A 17,092-nucleotide genomic window follows, 5' to 3' on the forward strand; every position below is an offset into this window, starting at 1 on the left:
AAATTAACAGCTAATGCTAAATTTAACCGTTTGTCAGCCATAGTCAAATCCAACAGACTACAGCGGTCTGACGGGCCCGGACACTCCCTTGAACTGCTATTACGGAAGATAACTGATGATGACTAAATCCCTTTGCTGCGCCCTGCTGCTCAGCACCTCCTGCTCGGTATTGGCTGCACCGATGTCAGAAAAACAGCTGGCTGAGATGGTGGAACGTACCGTTACGCCGCTGATGAAAGCGCAGGCCATTCCGGGTATGGCAGTGGCGGTGATTTATCAGGGTCAGCCGCACTACTTTACCTTCGGTAAAGCCGATGTCGCGGCGAACAAACCTGTCACCCCACAAACCTTATTCGAGCTGGGCTCTATAAGTAAAACCTTCACCGGCGTACTCGGCGGCGATGCCATTGCTCGGGGTGAAATATCGCTGGGCGATCCGGTGACCAAATACTGGCCTGAACTGACAGGCAAGCAGTGGCAGGGGATCCGCATGCTGGATCTGGCAACCTATACCGCAGGAGGTTTGCCGTTACAGGTACCGGATGAGGTCACGGATAACGCCTCTCTGCTGCGCTTTTATCAAAACTGGCAGCCTCAGTGGAAGCCGGGCACCACGCGTCTTTACGCCAACGCCAGCATCGGTCTTTTTGGCGCGCTGGCGGTCAAACCTTCCGGCATGAGCTATGAGCAGGCCATAACGACGCGGGTCTTTAAGCCGCTCAAGCTGGACCATACCTGGATTAACGTTCCGAAAGCGGAAGAGGCGCATTACGCCTGGGGATACCGCGACGGTAAGGCGGTACACGTTTCGCCAGGAATGCTGGACGCTGAAGTCTATGGCGTAAAAACCAACGTGAAGGATATGGCAAACTGGGTGATGGTCAACATGAAGCCGGACTCGCTTGAGGATAGTTCACTCAGGAAAGGCCTTACCCTGGCGCAGTCTCGCTACTGGCGCGTGGGTGCCATGTATCAGGGGTTAGGCTGGGAAATGCTTAACTGGCCGGTCGATGCCAAAACCGTGGTTGAAGGTAGCGACAATAAGGTGGCGCTGGCACCGTTGCCTGCGAGAGAAGTGAATCCACCGGCGCCCCCGGTCAACGCATCCTGGGTCCATAAAACCGGCTCTACCGGCGGGTTTGGCAGCTACGTGGCGTTTATTCCCGAAAAGCAGCTCGGCATTGTGATGCTGGCGAATAAAAGCTATCCCAACCCGGCACGCGTTGAGGCGGCATACCGTATCCTCGACGCGCTGCAGTAAAACATTGCCGGGTGGCGGCTTTGCCTAACCCGGCCTACAAAATTCACGGGGTGACCACCCGGCGAAACACACCGCACAAAAACCACATTTTCCTTGCCGTCATCTACACTTAACAAAAAACAGTAAGGAAACTCCTATGCGCATTCTGCCTGTTATCGCCGCGGTGACAGCCGCGTTTTTAGTGGTTGCCTGCAGTTCCCCTACCCCACCTCCAGGCGTTACCGTCGTCTCGCCTTTTGATGCACAACGCTTCCTTGGAACATGGTATGAAATCGCGCGCCTCGACCATCGGTTTGAGCAGGGCTTAGAGAAGGTCACTGCGAATTACAGCCCGATGGATGATGGCGGTATTCAGGTGATCAACCGGGGCTATAATCCCGATCGGGAGATGTGGCAGCAGTCGATTGGGAAAGCGTACTTCACGGGCGACCCGCGACGGGCCGCGCTCAAAGTCTCTTTCTTCGGCCCGTTTTATGGCGGCTATAACGTGATCGCGCTCGACAGAGAGTACCGTCACGCGCTGGTGTGCGGGCCGGATCGCGACTATTTGTGGATACTTTCCCGCACGCCAACTATTTCGTCAGAAATGAAACAGCAGATGCTGGACGTCGCGACCCGGCAAGGGTTTGATGTGTCAAAACTCATCTGGGTAAAACAGCCCCATTAATGGGTGCTGAGCTTCAGCCCAACGATGCCGGCCACAATCAAGGCGAGGCTGGCGATACGCGCCAGACTCGCTGACTCTCCCAGCAGCAGAATGCCGGTGATGGCAGCCCCCACCGCACCAATACCCGTCCAGACGGCATAAGCCGTTCCCACAGGCAGCGAGCGCATCGCCCAGGATAACAGGACAATACTCACGATCATTGCGGTGACGGTTATGACGCTGGGCGTCAGGCGGGTAAATCCGTGGGTGTACTTGAGACCAATTGCCCATACCACTTCGAGCAGGCCAGCAATAAAAAGAATGATCCAGGACATTTCAGGCTCCTTAACTTAATTCAAGTTGGGGCCGTCCCCGGTGAAAGAAACGCTTACGGGTCGTCCCGTAAGGCAGAGATTACGCCCCATATTGTGGTTAGCGTGCTATTTTTTTTCAATCATTTTTTGCTGAACACGTTAAGGCAAGAAATAGCCGCAGTATGGCGCGTAGTTCCGGCATTTAGCACTCATCCGACTTCTCTATGATGATGTGCTTTCTGATGGCAGGAAGCCAAACCACTAGCCGACTGCGAATAAAATATGTTCAAAATTCTTTTGATTGACCGTTGTCACTTCACCCGCACCGGGTTTGAAGCATGGCTCAATCATTCCGGTTTGTTCCCGGGACACTACGTTGTGACCGGGCTAAATAATCTGTTCCTTGCCAGGGAGCACATTCTGCAATGGAAACCCACGCTGGTCATCGCCGACCTGTACGGCTTCAGGCAGGATATTCATCATTTTCAGCAGCTCTCGTCCTTGCTTAACGCCAGTGAACGATTACCGTTTATTATGCTGCAATCGGGAGAGGACCGCGGCATGACCGACTGGCTCGGACAGTTCCCGGTGTGGTCGTCGCTGTTGAAAAACGCCAGTCTCGAAGAAGTGGCAACGACTATCAACGACGCATTAAACTCGCGCGCCAGCGCTGAAAGGCCAACGGCAGCCGCCCCCTTGCTGACCCGGCAGGAAGAGAAAGTGCTGACATTGTGGATGGACGGGGCAAGCAATCAAAAAATTGCCGCTCACCTGAGTATCAATGGAAAAACGGTCTATACCTACAAACGCAATATCCGCATGAAACTGCATATGGATACGCGTTTTTCTCCGTTCTTATCCCTGCAGGAATCAGAAAGCTGACGGTACGAAACCCGCTGGTCTCGTACCGTATGTTAATTACTGCTGAGCTTTAGTTGCCGCACCAGAGATTGCGCTACCACCTTCAGAAATATCCTGACCGACGCCACGCGTGGTATTACAGGCCGTTAACACTGAAGAAAGTACCAGGACTGAAAAGATCGCTGCAATTGTCTTCTTAACCATAATATCTTCCTTTTATAGCCAAAGTTGTTTTGTGTATAGCAACTTAAGAATAGACAAGATCCCGCCGGTTGACGGAAAAGGAAGCATTTTTAGGAAAATTAGACGAACTTAGCTGGCGGCGTGAGAAATGATATGACCGAGATCCTGGATATCTTGTCCCATTCCACGGGTGGTGTTACAGCCGGAAAGCAATGCACTGGAAAGCGCTAACAGAAGCAGAATTTTAACGGTACGTTTCATCATCCCTGCCTGCAAAAATCAGGCGCAGCGGGCGCTGCGCCTTCAATCATGACGTAAATTACTTCACGCGGGATACGTATTCGCCGGAGCGGGTATCCACTTTGATCACTTCGCCAGTCTGTACGAACAGTGGAACTTTAACCACTGCGCCGGTAGACAGTTTGGCTGGTTTACCGCCGGTACCTGCGGTATCACCTTTCAGACCTGGATCGGTTTCAACGATTTCCAGTTCTACGAAGTTTGGTGGGGTCACAGCGATAGGCTGGCCGTTCCACAGGGTCACGATGCACTCAGCCTGATCCAGCAGCCACTTAGCGCTATCACCTACCGCTTTCTCATCAGCAGACAGCTGTTCGAAAGTGGAGTTGTTCATGAAATGATAGAACTCACCGTCGTTGTACAGATAGGTCAGGTTCATATCAACAACATCCGCGCCTTCAGCGGAGTCAGTAGACTTGAAGGTTTTCTCAACACGGGTACCGGTCAGCAGACGGCGCAGCTTAACGCGTGCGAATGCCTGGCCTTTACCTGGTTTAACGAATTCGCTGGCTTCAACCGCGTACGGTTCGCCGTCCATCATGATTTTAAGACCAGCACGAAAATCGTTGCTATAGTACGTTGCCATAAGGCCCTCTAAATTTGTTAACTGGTAGCTAAGCCACAAAATGGCGCATATTGTAACCCTAAACACCCCGTCCAGAGAAGATTGGTTATCGCAACTTGCCGATGTAATCACCAGTCCTGATGAATTGCTGCGTCTTTTAGACCTCGATCAGCACCCAGAGTTGCTTGCAGGCCGCGAGGCAAAACGCCTTTTCGCCCTGCGCGTTCCCCGTGCATTTGTGGCGCGGATGGAGAAAGGCAACCCCGACGATCCACTTTTAAAACAAACGCTTACTTCTCAGGATGAGTTTGTCACCGCGCCAGGATACAGCACCGATCCGCTGGAAGAGCAGAACAGCGTGGTGCCGGGTTTATTGCACAAGTATCTCAACCGCGCCCTGCTGTTGGTAAAAGGCGGTTGCGCGGTAAATTGTCGTTATTGCTTCCGTCGGCACTTCCCGTATGCCGAAAACCAGGGCAATAAACGCAACTGGCAGGTCGCGCTGGACTATATCGCCGCCCATCCGGAACTGGATGAGATTATTTTTTCCGGCGGTGACCCGCTGATGGCAAAAGATCATGAGCTGGACTGGCTGTTGACTCAGCTTGAAGCCATCCCGCACGTTAAGCGCCTGCGTATTCACAGCCGTTTACCGATTGTCATTCCGGCACGTGTCACTGACGGACTGGTGTCACGCCTGGAGCAGTCAAGATTGCAGGTGCTGCTGGTGAACCATATTAACCACGCGAATGAAATTGACGATGACTTTCGCGCGGCGATGGCGCGTCTGCGTAAAGCGGGCGTGACGCTGCTGAACCAGAGCGTGCTGCTGCGCGGCGTCAATGACAGCGCCCGCGTGCTGGCCGACCTGAGCAATGCCCTGTTTGATGCGGGCGTGATACCCTATTACCTGCACGTGCTGGATCGCGTTCAGGGCGCGGCCCATTTCATGGTGACGGATGAAGAAGCCCGGCAGATTATGCGCGAACTGTTAACGCTGGTTTCAGGCTATATGGTGCCGAAGCTGGCACGCGAGATTGGCGGAGAGCCGAGCAAGACGCCGCTGGATCTGCAGCTGCGGCAGTGCTAGTTTCCCCTCACCCTAACCCTCTCCCACAGGGAGAGGGAAAAGGCAATCAGTTCGGGCACTTGTAGACCTGGCCGTTCATCTGGCTGGCGGTCGGCACGAAGCTGGACAGCATACTCTGCGTTGGGCTGCTCACGCCGTAAATCACGTTACCGCCCATTGCCGCAGCCTGGTTACGCAGGGCATTCGCCGCACCGCGCATCGAGCCGCCCTCTTCGCCATGCTGCCCTGACATCCAGTTACTTTGCTCACCGGTTGCCGTGCCTAACAGCTGGCATTCACTGCCAGGCTTATCTTCCACAAAGCGAACGCCCTGGCCCGCTGCCGACAGCTCATTGCTGGAGCTACAACCCGCCAGCAGCAATGCTGCCCCTACAATCCCTGCACAGACTTTTACGCGCATGTTATTCCTCGTTTTCAATAAGCTGGACAGTAGTTGTCCGTGTGTAAATCTTATACCTAAAAGATGACCAAAAGAAAAACCCCCGAGCATTTCTGCCCGGGGGTTTTTCACATTCTACGACGTAGAGCGCACGATTACATCATGCCGCCCATACCGCCCATGCCGCCCATGCCAGCAGCACCTAAGTCTGGTGCATCGCCTTTAGGCATATCGGTGACCATGCACTCGGTGGTGATCATCAGGCCAGCGACAGATGCCGCGTACTGCAGAGCAGAACGGGTCACTTTCGTTGGATCCAGGATACCGAAGTCGATCATGTTGCCGTATTCTTCAGTTGCTGCGTTGTAACCGTAGTTACCTTCGCCCGCTTTCACGTTGTTCGCAACCACAGATGGCTCTTCACCGGCGTTAGAAACGATCTGACGCAGAGGAGCTTCCATTGCGCGCAGCGCAACTTTGATACCCACGTTCTGATCTTCGTTCTGTGCGGTCAGGCCTGCCAGTTTAGCGGCAACACGCACCAGCGCAACACCACCACCAGCAACCACGCCTTCTTCTACTGCCGCACGGGTCGCGTGCAGGGCATCGTCAACGCGTGCTTTTTTCTCTTTCATTTCAACTTCGGTCGCTGCACCGACTTTGATAACCGCAACGCCGCCAGCCAGTTTCGCTACGCGCTCCTGCAGTTTTTCACGGTCGTAATCGGAAGTCGCTTCTTCGATCTGCTTACGGATCTGACCCACGCGGCCCTGAATAGCAGCTTCTTCACCCACACCGTCGATGATGGTGGTGGTGTCTTTGTTGATCACAACGCGTTTCGCCTGGCCCAGGTCTTCCAGGGTCGCTTTTTCCAGCTCCATACCGATCTCTTCAGAGATTACGGTACCGCCGGTCAGGGTAGCGATATCCTGCAGCATTGCTTTACGGCGATCGCCGAAGCCAGGTGCTTTAACCGCAGCCACTTTCACGATGCCGCGCATGGTGTTAACCACCAGGGTCGCCAGCGCTTCGCCTTCAACGTCTTCAGCGATGATAACCAGAGGTTTGCCTGCTTTCGCAACGGCTTCCAGCACTGGCAGCATTTCGCGGATGTTGGAGATTTTCTTGTCAGCCAGCAGGATGAACGGGCTTTCCAGTTCAACAGCGCCAGTCTCTGGCTTGTTGATGAAGTATGGGGACAGGTAACCGCGGTCGAACTGCATACCTTCAACCACGTCCAGCTCGTCTTCCAGACCGGTACCGTCTTCAACGGTGATCACGCCTTCTTTACCGACTTTGTCCATCGCTTCAGCGATCAGTTTACCTACGGTTTCGTCGGAGTTAGCGGAGATAGTACCAACCTGAGCAATGGCTTTAGAGTCAGAGCACGGTACGGACAGCGCTTTCAGCTCTTCAACAGCGGAGGCGACAGCTTTGTCGATACCACGTTTCAGATCCATTGGGTTCATGCCCGCAGCAACGGCTTTCAGACCTTCGGTGATGATTGCCTGCGCCAGCACGGTCGCGGTGGTGGTACCGTCACCTGCAGCGTCGTTCGCTTTAGAGGCAACTTCTTTCACCATCTGCGCGCCCATGTTTTCGAACTTGTCTTCCAGCTCAATTTCACGTGCTACAGAAACACCATCTTTAGTGATGGTTGGCGCGCCGAAGGATTTATCCAGCACTACGTTGCGGCCTTTCGGGCCCAGAGTCACTTTAACTGCATCTGCCAGTACGTTTACGCCGCGGAGCATTTTTACACGAGCGTCGTTACCGAATTTTACGTCTTTAGCTGCCATGTTCTTATTTCCTCAAATTCTCGTGCGTAAATTACGCTTCAACAATTGCCAGAATGTCGCTCTCGGACATGATCAACACTTCTTCATTGTCGATCTTCTCGGATTTCACGCCGTAGCCATCGTTGAAAATTACGATGTCACCAACTTTAACGTCCAGTGGCTGCACAGTTCCGTTTTCCAGGATGCGGCCCTTACCGACAGCGATGATTTCGCCACGCGTTGATTTGGCTGCTGCAGAACCGGTCAGAACGATGCCGCCAGCAGACTTGGTTTCAACTTCTTTACGTTTGACGATCACACGATCATGTAACGGACGAATACTCATTGATAGCTCTCCTTTGAGAAAGTCATTATCAGTTATGGATGACGCCGGCCCGCATGCGGTTTTCCGACTAGTGCCCTGAGAGATGGGGATAGCTTTTTCCCCCTTCAAGGGGGAGTCGAAAAAAAAATTTGCGAAAGTGTTACCATCGCCTCTCTTTTGGTACTGGCAGGGCGATGTCAATGAGTGGACTCAAGCAGGAGTTGGGGCTGGCGCAGGGCGTCGGACTGCTCTCAACCTCCTTGTTAGGTACGGGCGTGTTTGCCGTACCCGCACTGGCGGCGCTGGTGGCTGGAAATAACAGCCTATGGGCGTGGCCTGCGCTGATTGTATTGGTTTTCCCGATAGCCATTGTGTTTGCCATCCTGGGGCGGCATTTCCCCAGCGCGGGCGGCGTGGCGCACTTTGTCGGACTGGCCTTTGGCCCGCGGCTGCAGCGTGTTACCGGCTGGCTGTTTCTCTCCGTCATTCCGGTTGGCCTTCCTGCGGCGTTGCATATTGCGACCGGCTTTGGTCAGGCGCTGTTTGGCTGGCATAACGAGCAGTTATTGCTGGCCGAGCTGGGTACGCTGGCGATCGTCTGGTGGGTGGGCTCTCGCGGCGCCAGCTCCAGCGCCAACCTGCAGACGCTGGTTGCGGTGCTGATTGTCGCGCTCGTTGTCGCAATCTGGTGGGCGGGCGATATCACAATAAAGGAAATTCCCTTCCCGCCGCTGACCGACGTCGACCATTCCCAGCTTTTCGCCGCGCTCTCCGTCATGTTCTGGTGTTTTGTCGGCCTGGAAGCCTTTGCCCATCTGGCCTCTGAATTTAAGCAGCCTGAACGCGATTTCCCCCGCGCGCTGATGATAGGCCTGCTGCTTGCTGGCACGGTCTATTGGGCGTGTACCGTGCTGGTCTTACACTTCCGCGCGTTCGGAGCGGATCTCGCCGCCGCGGCATCGCTGCCGGGTATCGTGGTGGAACTGTTCGGCGTGAAGGCGCTATGGATCGCCTGCGTCATCGGCTATCTCGCCTGTTTTGCCAGCCTGAATATTTATATCCAGAGCTTTGCCCGGCTGGTGTGGTCGCAGGCGCTCGACAAACCAGAGAATCGCCTCGCGCGCCTGTCTAAACGCCAGCTTCCGCTGAATGCCCTGAATGCCGTACTGGGCTGCTGCGTGGTGAGCACGCTGTGTATTTATGCACTGAAGATCAATCTTGACGCGCTGATCGTTTACGCCAACGGCATTTTCATCATGATCTACCTGCTGTGCATGCTGGCGGGATGTCGTTTGCTGAAAGGTCGCTATAAAGCTCTGGCGGTCATCGGGGGTATGCTTTGCCTGCTGCTGCTGGCGATGGTGGGATGGAAGAGTCTGTACGCGATTGTCATGCTGGCAGGGCTGTGGGTGTTTTTGCCGAAGCGCGGTGCGCTACCGGAAGCCCGGTAGGCGAAGCGCCACCGGGCAACAAAATCACCGATCGTCTTTATGGTCTAAACGGTCGTGCTGTTCATCCTTACGCTGATACTCCCCTTCAAAGGTATCGCCCGGCCCGGTGCTGAATCCGCCCCCCGGCATACGGCTAAAGCGCAGATGCGGCAGCAGCTTCATGGTCAGGTGTTTTTGCACCGGCGGCAGAAGCAGCAGAAGGCCGAGGAAGTCAGTGAAGAACCCCGGCAGGATCAGCAGCAGCCCCGCAATTATCAACGACACGCTTTTGATCATCTCTTCCGCCGGGCTTTCCCCTGCGGCCATCTTCTGCTGCATTATCAGGAAATTTTTGAAACCCTGATTACGCACCAGCGACATGCCTATGACGGAGGTGAAAATCACCAGAATCAGCGTCAGCAGGACGCCCAGCACATGGGCAACCTGGATGAAAATGGAAATCTCAATGTAAACATAGAGAAAGAAAGCAATAAACGGTATCCAGCGCACTGGCATCTCCTGTGTGGCAGAGGCCATCGGGCCCCTGTCTGAATGTGTTCGCGACGCGCGTTTGTATTAAATGGTGACGGTTAGCGAAAATTCAATCAGTTTGCACGGATATTTTTTTTGGAAATTATAAAGCGGTGACCCATTTCACAGATTAATAATTATCATGGAATCGGCTCGATAATAAGTGATCCAGCTTACGGCAATTCGCTATCATCAGCATATGATCTCGAACATCTGGCTGATTGAGGGAATAATCGTCGGCCAGAAAATATTCAAAACCACATAAATACTGTGTGTTTAGTACAATCCATCGGCAGCTTGAAAAGAAGGTTCACATGTTAAACAACATTCGTATCGAAGAAGACTTGTTGGGTACCAGGGAAGTTCCAGCGGATGCCTACTACGGTGTCCACACTCTGAGAGCGATTGAAAACTTCTACATCAGCAACAGCAAAATCAGCGACATCCCTGAGTTTGTCCGTGGCATGGTGATGGTGAAGAAAGCCGCAGCACTGGCTAACAGAGAGCTGCAAACCATTCCCAAAAGTGCGGCAAATGCGATTATCGCAGCCTGCGATGAAGTGCTGAACAACGGCAAATGCATGGACCAGTTCCCGGTTGACGTCTATCAGGGCGGCGCGGGCACCTCCGTCAACATGAATACCAACGAAGTACTGGCAAACATTGGCCTGGAGCTGATGGGTCACCAGAAAGGTGAATACCAGTACCTGAACCCGAACGACCACGTAAACAAATGCCAGTCTACCAACGACGCCTACCCTACCGGCTTCCGTATCGCGGTGTATGCCTCTGTGGTGAAACTGGTGGATGCGATCAACCAGCTGGGTGATGGCTTCCAGCGTAAAGCGGTTGAGTTCCAGGACATCCTGAAAATGGGTCGTACCCAGCTGCAGGACGCGGTGCCGATGACGCTCGGCCAGGAATTCCACGCGTTTAACGTACTGCTGAACGAAGAGACCAAAAACCTGCTGCGCACCTCCGAGCTGCTGCTGGAAGTGAACCTGGGCGCCACCGCCATCGGTACGCGTCTGAACACCCCGGATGGCTATCAGCAGCTGGCGGTACAGAAGCTGGCTGAAGTCTCTAACCTGCCGGTTGTGCCTGCAGAAGACCTGATTGAAGCCACCTCCGACTGCGGCGCCTACGTCATGGTACACAGCGCCCTGAAACGTCTGGCGGTAAAACTGTCCAAAATCTGTAACGACCTGCGCCTGCTCTCTTCCGGTCCGCGCGCTGGCCTGAATGAAATCAACCTGCCAGAGCTGCAGGCCGGTTCATCCATCATGCCAGCCAAGGTGAACCCGGTAGTGCCAGAAGTGGTGAACCAGGTTTGCTTCAAAGTCATCGGTAACGATACGACCGTGACCATGGCCTCTGAAGCGGGTCAGCTGCAGCTGAACGTGATGGAGCCAGTGATTGGCCAGGCGATGTTTGAATCCATCCACATTCTGACCAACGCCTGCTACAACCTGCTGGAAAAATGCATTAACGGCATCACGGCGAATAAAGAAGTCTGTGAGGGTTATGTCTATAACTCCATCGGGATCGTCACCTACCTCAACCCGTTCATCGGCCACCACAACGGTGATATCGTCGGTAAGATTTGCGCCGAAACCGGTAAGAGCGTACGTGAAGTGGTGCTGGAGCGCGGGCTGTTGACCGAAGCTGAGCTGGACGATATCTTCTCGGCCCAGAACCTGATGCACCCGGCATATAAAGCGAAACGATATACCGATGAAAGCGAACAGTAACCGTTCTGGCTAGGCTTCTTAAGGCACGTCACTTGTGACGTGCCTTTTTTCTTTTTAGGCGTTACCTAAATACAACAATTCAATATCAACTTGTTAATAAGCAAGGCAGGTCCTTATGTTTGGAGCAGAACTCGTCATCGTCTTGTTGGCGATTTATTTGGGAGCAAGACTCGGGGGTATCGGCATTGGTTTTGCCGGCGGTCTCGGGGTGCTCGTTCTTACCCTTATCTTTCAGATTAAACCCGGCGCAATCCCGTTCGACGTTATCGAAATCATCATGGCAGTTATTGCCGCTATCGCCGCCATGCAGGTGGCAGGCGGTATGGACTACCTGGTAAGCCTGGCGGAGCGTATGCTGCGCCGCCATCCAAAATACATTACCTTCCTTGCCCCGCTGGTGACCTGGTTTATGACCATTCTCGCCGGTACGGGCCACACCGCCTTCTCTACGCTGCCGGTGATTACCGAAGTAGCGAAAGAGCAAGGTATCCGTCCGTCTCGTCCGCTCTCAATTGCCGTCGTCGCGTCCCAGATTGCCATTACCGCCTCGCCGATTTCCGCTGCGGTGGTCTTCTTCGCCGGTATTCTGGAGCCGATGGGCGTGAGCTACCTGACGCTGCTGGCGATCTGTATCCCGGTGACGCTGATCGCGGTGATGATTACTGCCGTGCTGTGTAACTTCCTCGGCGCTGAACTGAAAGACGATCCGGTTTACCAGGAACGCCTCGCCAAGGGTGAAGTGAGACTGCGCGGCAGCCAGGTCTTCGAGCTGAAGCCGCACGCAAAGCGCTCCGTGCTGCTGTTCCTGATAGGTATTGTCGCAGTGATGTTCTACGCGACCGCCATTAGCGACACCGTGGGCCTGATCCAGAACCCTGTCCTGCCGCGTAACGAAGCGATTGTAGTGTTTATGCTGACCATCGCGACGCTGATTAGCATCACCTGTAAAATCGACACCAGCGAAGTGCTGAACGCCAGCACCTTTAAATCCGGTATGAGCGCCTGCGTATGCGTACTGGGCGTGGCGTGGCTCGGTGATACCTTCGTGAAAGCGCACATCAGCGACATTCAGACCATCGCTGGCGACCTGCTGCACAACTACCCGTGGCTGCTGGCGGTGGTGCTGTTCTTTGCCGCTACCCTGCTTTACTCCCAGGCTGCGACCACCAAAGCGCTGATGCCTGCGGCACTGATGCTGGGCGTGACGCCACTGACGGCGATTGCCTCTTTCGCGGCGGTTTCTGCCCTGTTCGTTCTGCCAACCTACCCAACCCTGCTGGCGGCGGTGGAGATGGACGACACCGGCTCAACCCGTATCGGTAAGTATGTGTTTAACCACGCGTTCCTGATCCCGGGCGTGGTCGCCATTTCACTTTGCGTGATCCTCGGCTTTATCATTGGCGGCGTGGTGCTGTAAACGGTGAGTGGTTGTAAAAATAGTTAAAATCGGGCCGCTCTGCGGCCCGTTTCATTAATGACCAACCGCCTTGCGTGATATAGTGAAGCCTTTCGTGATGAGGAGGTCGACTTGTGAACACGCCTGATGCTGTTGTCGTACTGTGTACCGCCCCTGATGAAGCCTCTGCCCAGGATCTCGCCGCCAAAGTGCTGGCCGAAAAACTGGCTGCCTGCGTGACGCTCCTCCCCGGTGCCACCTCCCTTTATTACTGGGAAGGCAAGCTGGAGCAAGAGTACGAAGTCCAGATGTTGCTCAAAACCAATCTGGCGAATCAGCAGGCTCTCCTGGACTGCCTCAAATCTCATCATCCTTACCAAACCCCGGAGCTGCTGGTGCTGCCAGTGGTCCACGGCGATAACGACTATCTCTCATGGCTCAACGCTTCCTTACGCTGATCCTGCTGCTGTGCAGCACGTCAGCTTTTGCCGGGTTGTTTGATGCGCCCGGCCGTTCGAACTTTATTCCTGCCGACCAGGCGTTCGTTTTCGATTTTCAGCAGAACCAGCACGATCTGACGCTCACCTGGCAGGTGAAAGAGGGCTATTACCTCTATCGCAAGCAGGTGAGTATTACCCCTGCCCAGGCAAACGTGGCCGCATTACAATTACCCGCTGGCGAGTGGCACGAGGACGAGTTCTACGGTAAGAGTGAAATCTACCGCCAGCGCCTGAGCGTGCCCGTTACGGTGAATCAGGCCGATAAAGGCGCGACGCTGACGGTGACCTACCAGGGATGCGCGGACGCGGGATTCTGCTATCCACCGGAAACGAAAGTCGTGCCGCTTAGCGAAGTAAAAGCGTCTGCTGCTGTAACGCCGGCCCCAGCGGTTGAGAAAGCCAACGATAGCGCTGACCTTCCGTTCTCAGCGCTGTGGGCGTTACTGATTGGTATCGGCATTGCCTTTACGCCGTGCGTGTTGCCGATGTATCCGCTCATCTCTGGCATCGTGCTGGGCGGCAAACAGCGTCTTTCTACCGCCCGCGCGCTGCTGCTGGCTTTTATATACGTGCAGGGAATGGCGCTAACCTACACAGCCCTTGGCCTTGTGGTTGCCGCTGCCGGGTTACAGCTCCAGGCCGCGCTGCAGCATCCTTACGTCCTTATTGGCCTGTCAGCGGTGTTTATCCTGTTGGCGCTGTCAATGTTTGGCCTGTTCACGCTACAGCTGCCCTCTTCGCTGCAAACGCGCTTAACGCTGATGAGCAACCGTCAGCAGGGTGGCTCGGCAGGCGGCGTGTTCGCGATGGGTGCCATTGCCGGGCTGATTTGCTCTCCCTGCACTACCGCACCGCTGAGCGCTATCCTGCTGTACATCGCCCAGAGCGGTAACATGTGGCTCGGCGGGGGGACGCTGTACCTCTACGCGCTGGGCATGGGCCTGCCGCTGATTCTGGTCACGGTTTTCGGCAATCGACTTCTGCCGAAGAGCGGCCCGTGGATGGAGACGGTGAAAACCGCATTTGGTTTTGTCATCCTCGCGCTGCCGGTGTTCCTTCTTGAGCGTATCATCGGCGACGCCTGGGGTCTGCGCCTGTGGGCGATACTCGGCGTATCATTCTTTGCCTGGGCGTTTATCGTCAGCCTGGGGGCGAAGAAGCCATGGATGCGCCTGGTGCAAATCCTGCTGCTGGCTGCCGCGCTGGTGAGCGTACGCCCTCTCCAGGACTGGGCGTTCGGCACACCGGTGAGTCAGACCCAGGCGCATCTGAACTTTACCCAGATAAAAAACGTGGATGAACTTAACAGCGCACTGGCAGAGGCGAAAGACAAACCGGTGATGCTCGATCTCTATGCCGACTGGTGTGTCGCCTGCAAAGAGTTTGAAAAATATACTTTTAGCGATCCACAGGTGCAAAACGCCCTGAAAGAGACCGTTTTGCTCCAGGCTAACGTGACCGCCAATAATGCGCAGGATAAGGCTCTGCTGAAGCAGCTTAACGTACTCGGGCTGCCAACCATTCTGTTCTTCAATCAACAGGGCCAGGAGCAGCCTGAGCAGCGTGTAACCGGGTTTATGGATGCAGCGGCATTTAGCGCGCATTTGCGCAATCGCCATCCGTAAACAACACTTTAAGCGGGACAAACCGTTGGGAATAGCGGAGGAGATAACCGTGCAACGTGAAGACGTACTGGGACAAGCCCTGCAACTACTTGAGATTCAAGGGATCGCCAGCACCACGCTTGAGATGGTAGCCGACCGTATCGATTATCCCCTGGATGAACTTAAGCGCTTCTGGCCGGATAAAGAGGCGCTACTCTATGATGCCCTGCGCTATCTCAGCCAGCAGGTTGATGTCTGGCGCAGACAACTGATGCTGAATGAAGAACTGACCGCGGAGCAAAAGCTGCTGGCGCGCTATACTGCCCTGACGGAATGCGTCAGCAACAACCGCTACCCGGGTTGTCTGTTCATCGCCGCCTGCACTTATTTTCCTGACCCTGGCCATCCTATTCACCAGTTGGCGGATCAGCAAAAACGGGCGGCGCATGACTTTACCCACGAACTGCTGACCACGCTGGAAGTCGATGACCCTGCGATGGTGGCTAAACAGATGGAGCTGGTGCTGGAAGGTTGCCTCAGCCGCATGCTGGTGAACCGTAGCCAGGCCGATGTGGATACGGCACACCGCCTGGCGGAAGATATTCTACGCTTTGCCCAATGCAGAATGGGTGGAGCACTGACCTAAGCCAGCATGCCCGCCCAGGCGGAGACGAGCAGACACAGCGCCATCAGGCGCTGAAACCGCACCATCGCCACGGTGGTGCGAAAAATTCGGTTCACCGCTTTACCCAACCACGCCCAGCACATCAAACAGGCTATCGAGATCAGCAGAAACCATAGCGCCATTAGCGCAATATCCCGCAATGCATGGTCGCCAGCTGGGGCAAACAGGCTGACGACTGCCAGCGCCATCATCCAGGTTTTGGGGTTCACGACCTGCAGCAGCGCCGCCGCCCGAGCGGTGAATCGGATACGGTGCTCAGCGGAGAGACGGGCAGCCGGGGCGCGAAACAGCTGCCAGCTCATCCAGCTTAGCCACAGCACGCCTGCCCAGCTCATTATCTGACGTATCAGAGGGTACTGACGCAGCACTTCCCCCGCGCCCATGCCGGATACCAGCACGATCGCACTGGCCGCGATACACCCGCCCAGAATAGCAGGTACGGTATTTTTTACGCCAAAGTGCTGGCTGTTCGTCAGCACGAGAATATTGGTCGGCCCCGGCGTAATGGAGGCGACAAATGCGAACAACAGAAAGGGTATCAAACTCACAGGTGGCTCCTTTTTATTAGAGCCATGAATGTGCCGTTATTTTTTGGAAACGTCGGGAAGGTTTGTGCACAACCGTCGGTAGTGTGCAGGAGAGATACGGTAAGCACGCTGAAACCAACGTCCCAGATGGCTTTGATCGGCAAAACCCACTGTGGCAGCCACATCAACGGGCTGGTCCCCACGCGCCAGCAGCTGTCGGGCCTTTGCCAGACGAAGCTGAATAAGCCATGCGTGTGGCGCCAGGTTGAACTCGCGCTTAAAACAGCGCGTCAGGGTAAAGCGATCCGTGCCCGTCTCGCGCGCAAGGTCTGACAGCCCTACGTTCTCGCCGATATGAGCAAACAGATAGTCGCGCGCACGGTGCGCCACGGCAGCGCTTTGTAACTGCGACGGCAGTTTTTTACGCCAGTGGCAATGGGCGGTGATCCGGGAGAGCAGATTATCCATTGTGCTCTGCTGAACGATTTTCATCTCGTCATTATGCAGGGTGGAAAATGTCTCACCGATAGCACGCACCAGCTGCGGCTCCCGCGTCAACGTTTGGGCAAAGTGGAGTGAATAACTCCCGGGAGTAGATTCGTAAAGCCCTTGTAGCGCACGGGTAAGCCAGCGCTCATCCAGATAGAAGGTCAAATAGGTAAAGCCGCCCTCTACAGGCGAATCACCGTCGTGGATCTCGCCAGGTTCGAGGAGAAATGCGTCGCCCGGCTGGCTACGATGACGCTCACGGCGGCAGTGAAACTGCTGCGTGCCGGAGAGGGTTATCCCTACCAGATAGCTATCGTGCCAGTGCGGATCAAAGGCATGCCCTTCGAAATGCGCTTTAATCGTCTCAATACCCGTATCTGCATGCTGACGCAGTTCAAGCCAGTCATTCGCCATACTGTCCTCCTCTTGCTATCAGCATTGCCGTATTACGCTGGTTGTGTCTGGAAGATTTGTGCA

The 17,092-nt window shown here is 54.9% G+C and carries 20 protein-coding genes; 10 read left to right on the forward strand and 10 right to left on the reverse strand.

Annotated elements, in window-relative coordinates; all coding sequences use genetic code 11:
* Positions 1 to 115: 115 nt before the first annotated feature.
* Complete coding sequence (gene blaACT, locus FOY96_RS19795; RefSeq protein ID WP_143347633.1) at positions 116 to 1,261, forward strand: ACT family cephalosporin-hydrolyzing class C beta-lactamase; 1,146 nt, start codon at positions 116 to 118, stop codon at positions 1,259 to 1,261.
* A gap of 136 nt (positions 1,262 to 1,397) precedes the next feature.
* The gene (locus FOY96_RS19800; RefSeq protein WP_023310119.1) at positions 1,398 to 1,928 is read left to right on the forward strand and encodes a lipocalin family protein; all 531 of its coding nucleotides are present in this window, start codon (positions 1,398 to 1,400) and stop codon (positions 1,926 to 1,928) included.
* Here FOY96_RS19800 and sugE read toward each other — a convergent pair.
* The gene (gene sugE, locus FOY96_RS19805; RefSeq protein WP_008502938.1) at positions 1,925 to 2,242 is read right to left on the reverse strand and encodes a quaternary ammonium compound efflux SMR transporter SugE; all 318 of its coding nucleotides are present in this window, start codon (positions 2,240 to 2,242) and stop codon (positions 1,925 to 1,927) included. The genes FOY96_RS19800 and sugE overlap by 4 nt on opposite strands.
* A 261-nt stretch (positions 2,243 to 2,503) precedes the next feature.
* Here sugE and FOY96_RS19810 point away from each other — a divergent pair, with 261 nt between their 5' ends.
* Positions 2,504 to 3,103 carry a helix-turn-helix transcriptional regulator gene (locus FOY96_RS19810; RefSeq protein ID WP_033144453.1) on the forward strand — a complete coding sequence of 200 codons (600 nt, stop codon included), beginning with the start codon at positions 2,504 to 2,506 and terminating at the stop codon, positions 3,101 to 3,103.
* A gap of 36 nt (positions 3,104 to 3,139) precedes the next feature.
* Here the strand turns inward: FOY96_RS19810 and ecnB are convergent, their stop codons facing one another.
* The 3 genes from ecnB to efp all read right to left on the reverse strand — a co-directional run bounded on the left by ecnB (position 3,140) and on the right by efp (position 4,151).
* Positions 3,140 to 3,286, reverse strand: coding sequence for a lipoprotein toxin entericidin B (gene ecnB, locus FOY96_RS19815; RefSeq protein ID WP_003025482.1), 147 nt, complete (start codon positions 3,284 to 3,286; stop codon positions 3,140 to 3,142).
* 108 nt (positions 3,287 to 3,394) lie between these two features.
* On the reverse strand, positions 3,395 to 3,526 hold the full coding sequence (locus tag FOY96_RS19820) for an entericidin A/B family lipoprotein (RefSeq protein WP_024907352.1): 132 nt from the start codon (positions 3,524 to 3,526) through the stop codon (positions 3,395 to 3,397).
* Positions 3,527 to 3,584: 58 nt separating this feature from the next.
* Positions 3,585 to 4,151, reverse strand: coding sequence for an elongation factor P (gene efp, locus FOY96_RS19825; protein WP_010427766.1), 567 nt, complete (start codon positions 4,149 to 4,151; stop codon positions 3,585 to 3,587).
* Between the two features lie 40 nt (positions 4,152 to 4,191).
* On the opposite strand from efp, the gene epmB reads away from it, so the two are divergent.
* Entirely contained in the window at positions 4,192 to 5,220 is a 1,029-nt protein-coding gene (gene epmB / locus FOY96_RS19830) for an EF-P beta-lysylation protein EpmB (RefSeq protein WP_143347634.1), read from the forward strand.
* Positions 5,221 to 5,266: 46 nt separating this feature from the next.
* Here the strand turns inward: epmB and FOY96_RS19835 are convergent, their stop codons facing one another.
* The 3 genes from FOY96_RS19835 to FOY96_RS19845 all read right to left on the reverse strand — a co-directional run bounded on the left by FOY96_RS19835 (position 5,267) and on the right by FOY96_RS19845 (position 7,723).
* Complete coding sequence (locus FOY96_RS19835; RefSeq protein ID WP_023310115.1) at positions 5,267 to 5,620, reverse strand: DUF4156 domain-containing protein; 354 nt, start codon at positions 5,618 to 5,620, stop codon at positions 5,267 to 5,269.
* Between the two features lie 134 nt (positions 5,621 to 5,754).
* A complete protein-coding gene (groL, locus tag FOY96_RS19840; RefSeq protein ID WP_014882201.1) occupies positions 5,755 to 7,398 on the reverse strand; it encodes a chaperonin GroEL in 1,644 nt (547 codons plus the stop codon).
* 31 nt (positions 7,399 to 7,429) lie between these two features.
* Entirely contained in the window at positions 7,430 to 7,723 is a 294-nt protein-coding gene (locus FOY96_RS19845) for a co-chaperone GroES (RefSeq protein WP_003855929.1), read from the reverse strand.
* Positions 7,724 to 7,902: 179 nt separating this feature from the next.
* On the opposite strand from FOY96_RS19845, the gene yjeH reads away from it, so the two are divergent.
* Complete coding sequence (gene yjeH, locus FOY96_RS19850) at positions 7,903 to 9,153, forward strand: L-methionine/branched-chain amino acid transporter (RefSeq protein WP_143347635.1); 1,251 nt, start codon at positions 7,903 to 7,905, stop codon at positions 9,151 to 9,153.
* Positions 9,154 to 9,177: 24 nt separating this feature from the next.
* Here yjeH and FOY96_RS19855 read toward each other — a convergent pair whose 3' ends face one another.
* Positions 9,178 to 9,642 carry an FxsA family protein gene (locus FOY96_RS19855; protein WP_023616652.1) on the reverse strand — a complete coding sequence of 155 codons (465 nt, stop codon included), beginning with the start codon at positions 9,640 to 9,642 and terminating at the stop codon, positions 9,178 to 9,180.
* Between the two features lie 335 nt (positions 9,643 to 9,977).
* On the opposite strand from FOY96_RS19855, the gene aspA reads away from it, so the two are divergent.
* From aspA to FOY96_RS19880, 5 genes are all read left to right on the forward strand, one after another.
* A complete protein-coding gene (aspA, locus tag FOY96_RS19860) occupies positions 9,978 to 11,414 on the forward strand; it encodes an aspartate ammonia-lyase (protein WP_143347636.1) in 1,437 nt (478 codons plus the stop codon).
* 115 nt (positions 11,415 to 11,529) lie between these two features.
* On the forward strand, positions 11,530 to 12,831 hold the full coding sequence (locus FOY96_RS19865; protein WP_039260997.1) for an anaerobic C4-dicarboxylate transporter: 1,302 nt from the start codon (positions 11,530 to 11,532) through the stop codon (positions 12,829 to 12,831).
* 113 nt (positions 12,832 to 12,944) lie between these two features.
* Positions 12,945 to 13,268 (forward strand): divalent cation tolerance protein CutA, encoded by a 324-nt coding sequence (gene cutA / locus FOY96_RS19870; RefSeq protein ID WP_014168278.1) that lies wholly within the window; start codon positions 12,945 to 12,947, stop codon positions 13,266 to 13,268.
* Complete coding sequence (locus FOY96_RS19875) at positions 13,244 to 14,935, forward strand: protein-disulfide reductase DsbD (protein ID WP_143347637.1); 1,692 nt, start codon at positions 13,244 to 13,246, stop codon at positions 14,933 to 14,935. The genes cutA and FOY96_RS19875 overlap by 25 nt, the downstream gene beginning before the upstream one ends.
* 49 nt (positions 14,936 to 14,984) lie before the next feature.
* Positions 14,985 to 15,560, forward strand: a complete 576-nt coding sequence (locus FOY96_RS19880; RefSeq protein WP_032641387.1) for a transcriptional regulator — start codon at positions 14,985 to 14,987, stop codon at positions 15,558 to 15,560.
* Here FOY96_RS19880 and FOY96_RS19885 read toward each other — a convergent pair.
* Entirely contained in the window at positions 15,557 to 16,147 is a 591-nt protein-coding gene (locus FOY96_RS19885) for a LysE family translocator (RefSeq protein WP_143347638.1), read from the reverse strand. The two genes, FOY96_RS19880 and FOY96_RS19885, sit on opposite strands and share 4 nt — an antisense overlap.
* A 36-nt stretch (positions 16,148 to 16,183) precedes the next feature.
* Positions 16,184 to 17,029, reverse strand: coding sequence for an AraC family transcriptional regulator (locus tag FOY96_RS19890; RefSeq protein ID WP_143347639.1), 846 nt, complete (start codon positions 17,027 to 17,029; stop codon positions 16,184 to 16,186).
* Positions 17,030 to 17,092 lie beyond the last annotated feature (63 nt).

Source organism: Enterobacter asburiae (assembly GCF_007035645.1).
GTDB classification, from domain to species: Bacteria; Pseudomonadota; Gammaproteobacteria; order Enterobacterales; family Enterobacteriaceae; genus Enterobacter; species Enterobacter asburiae_B.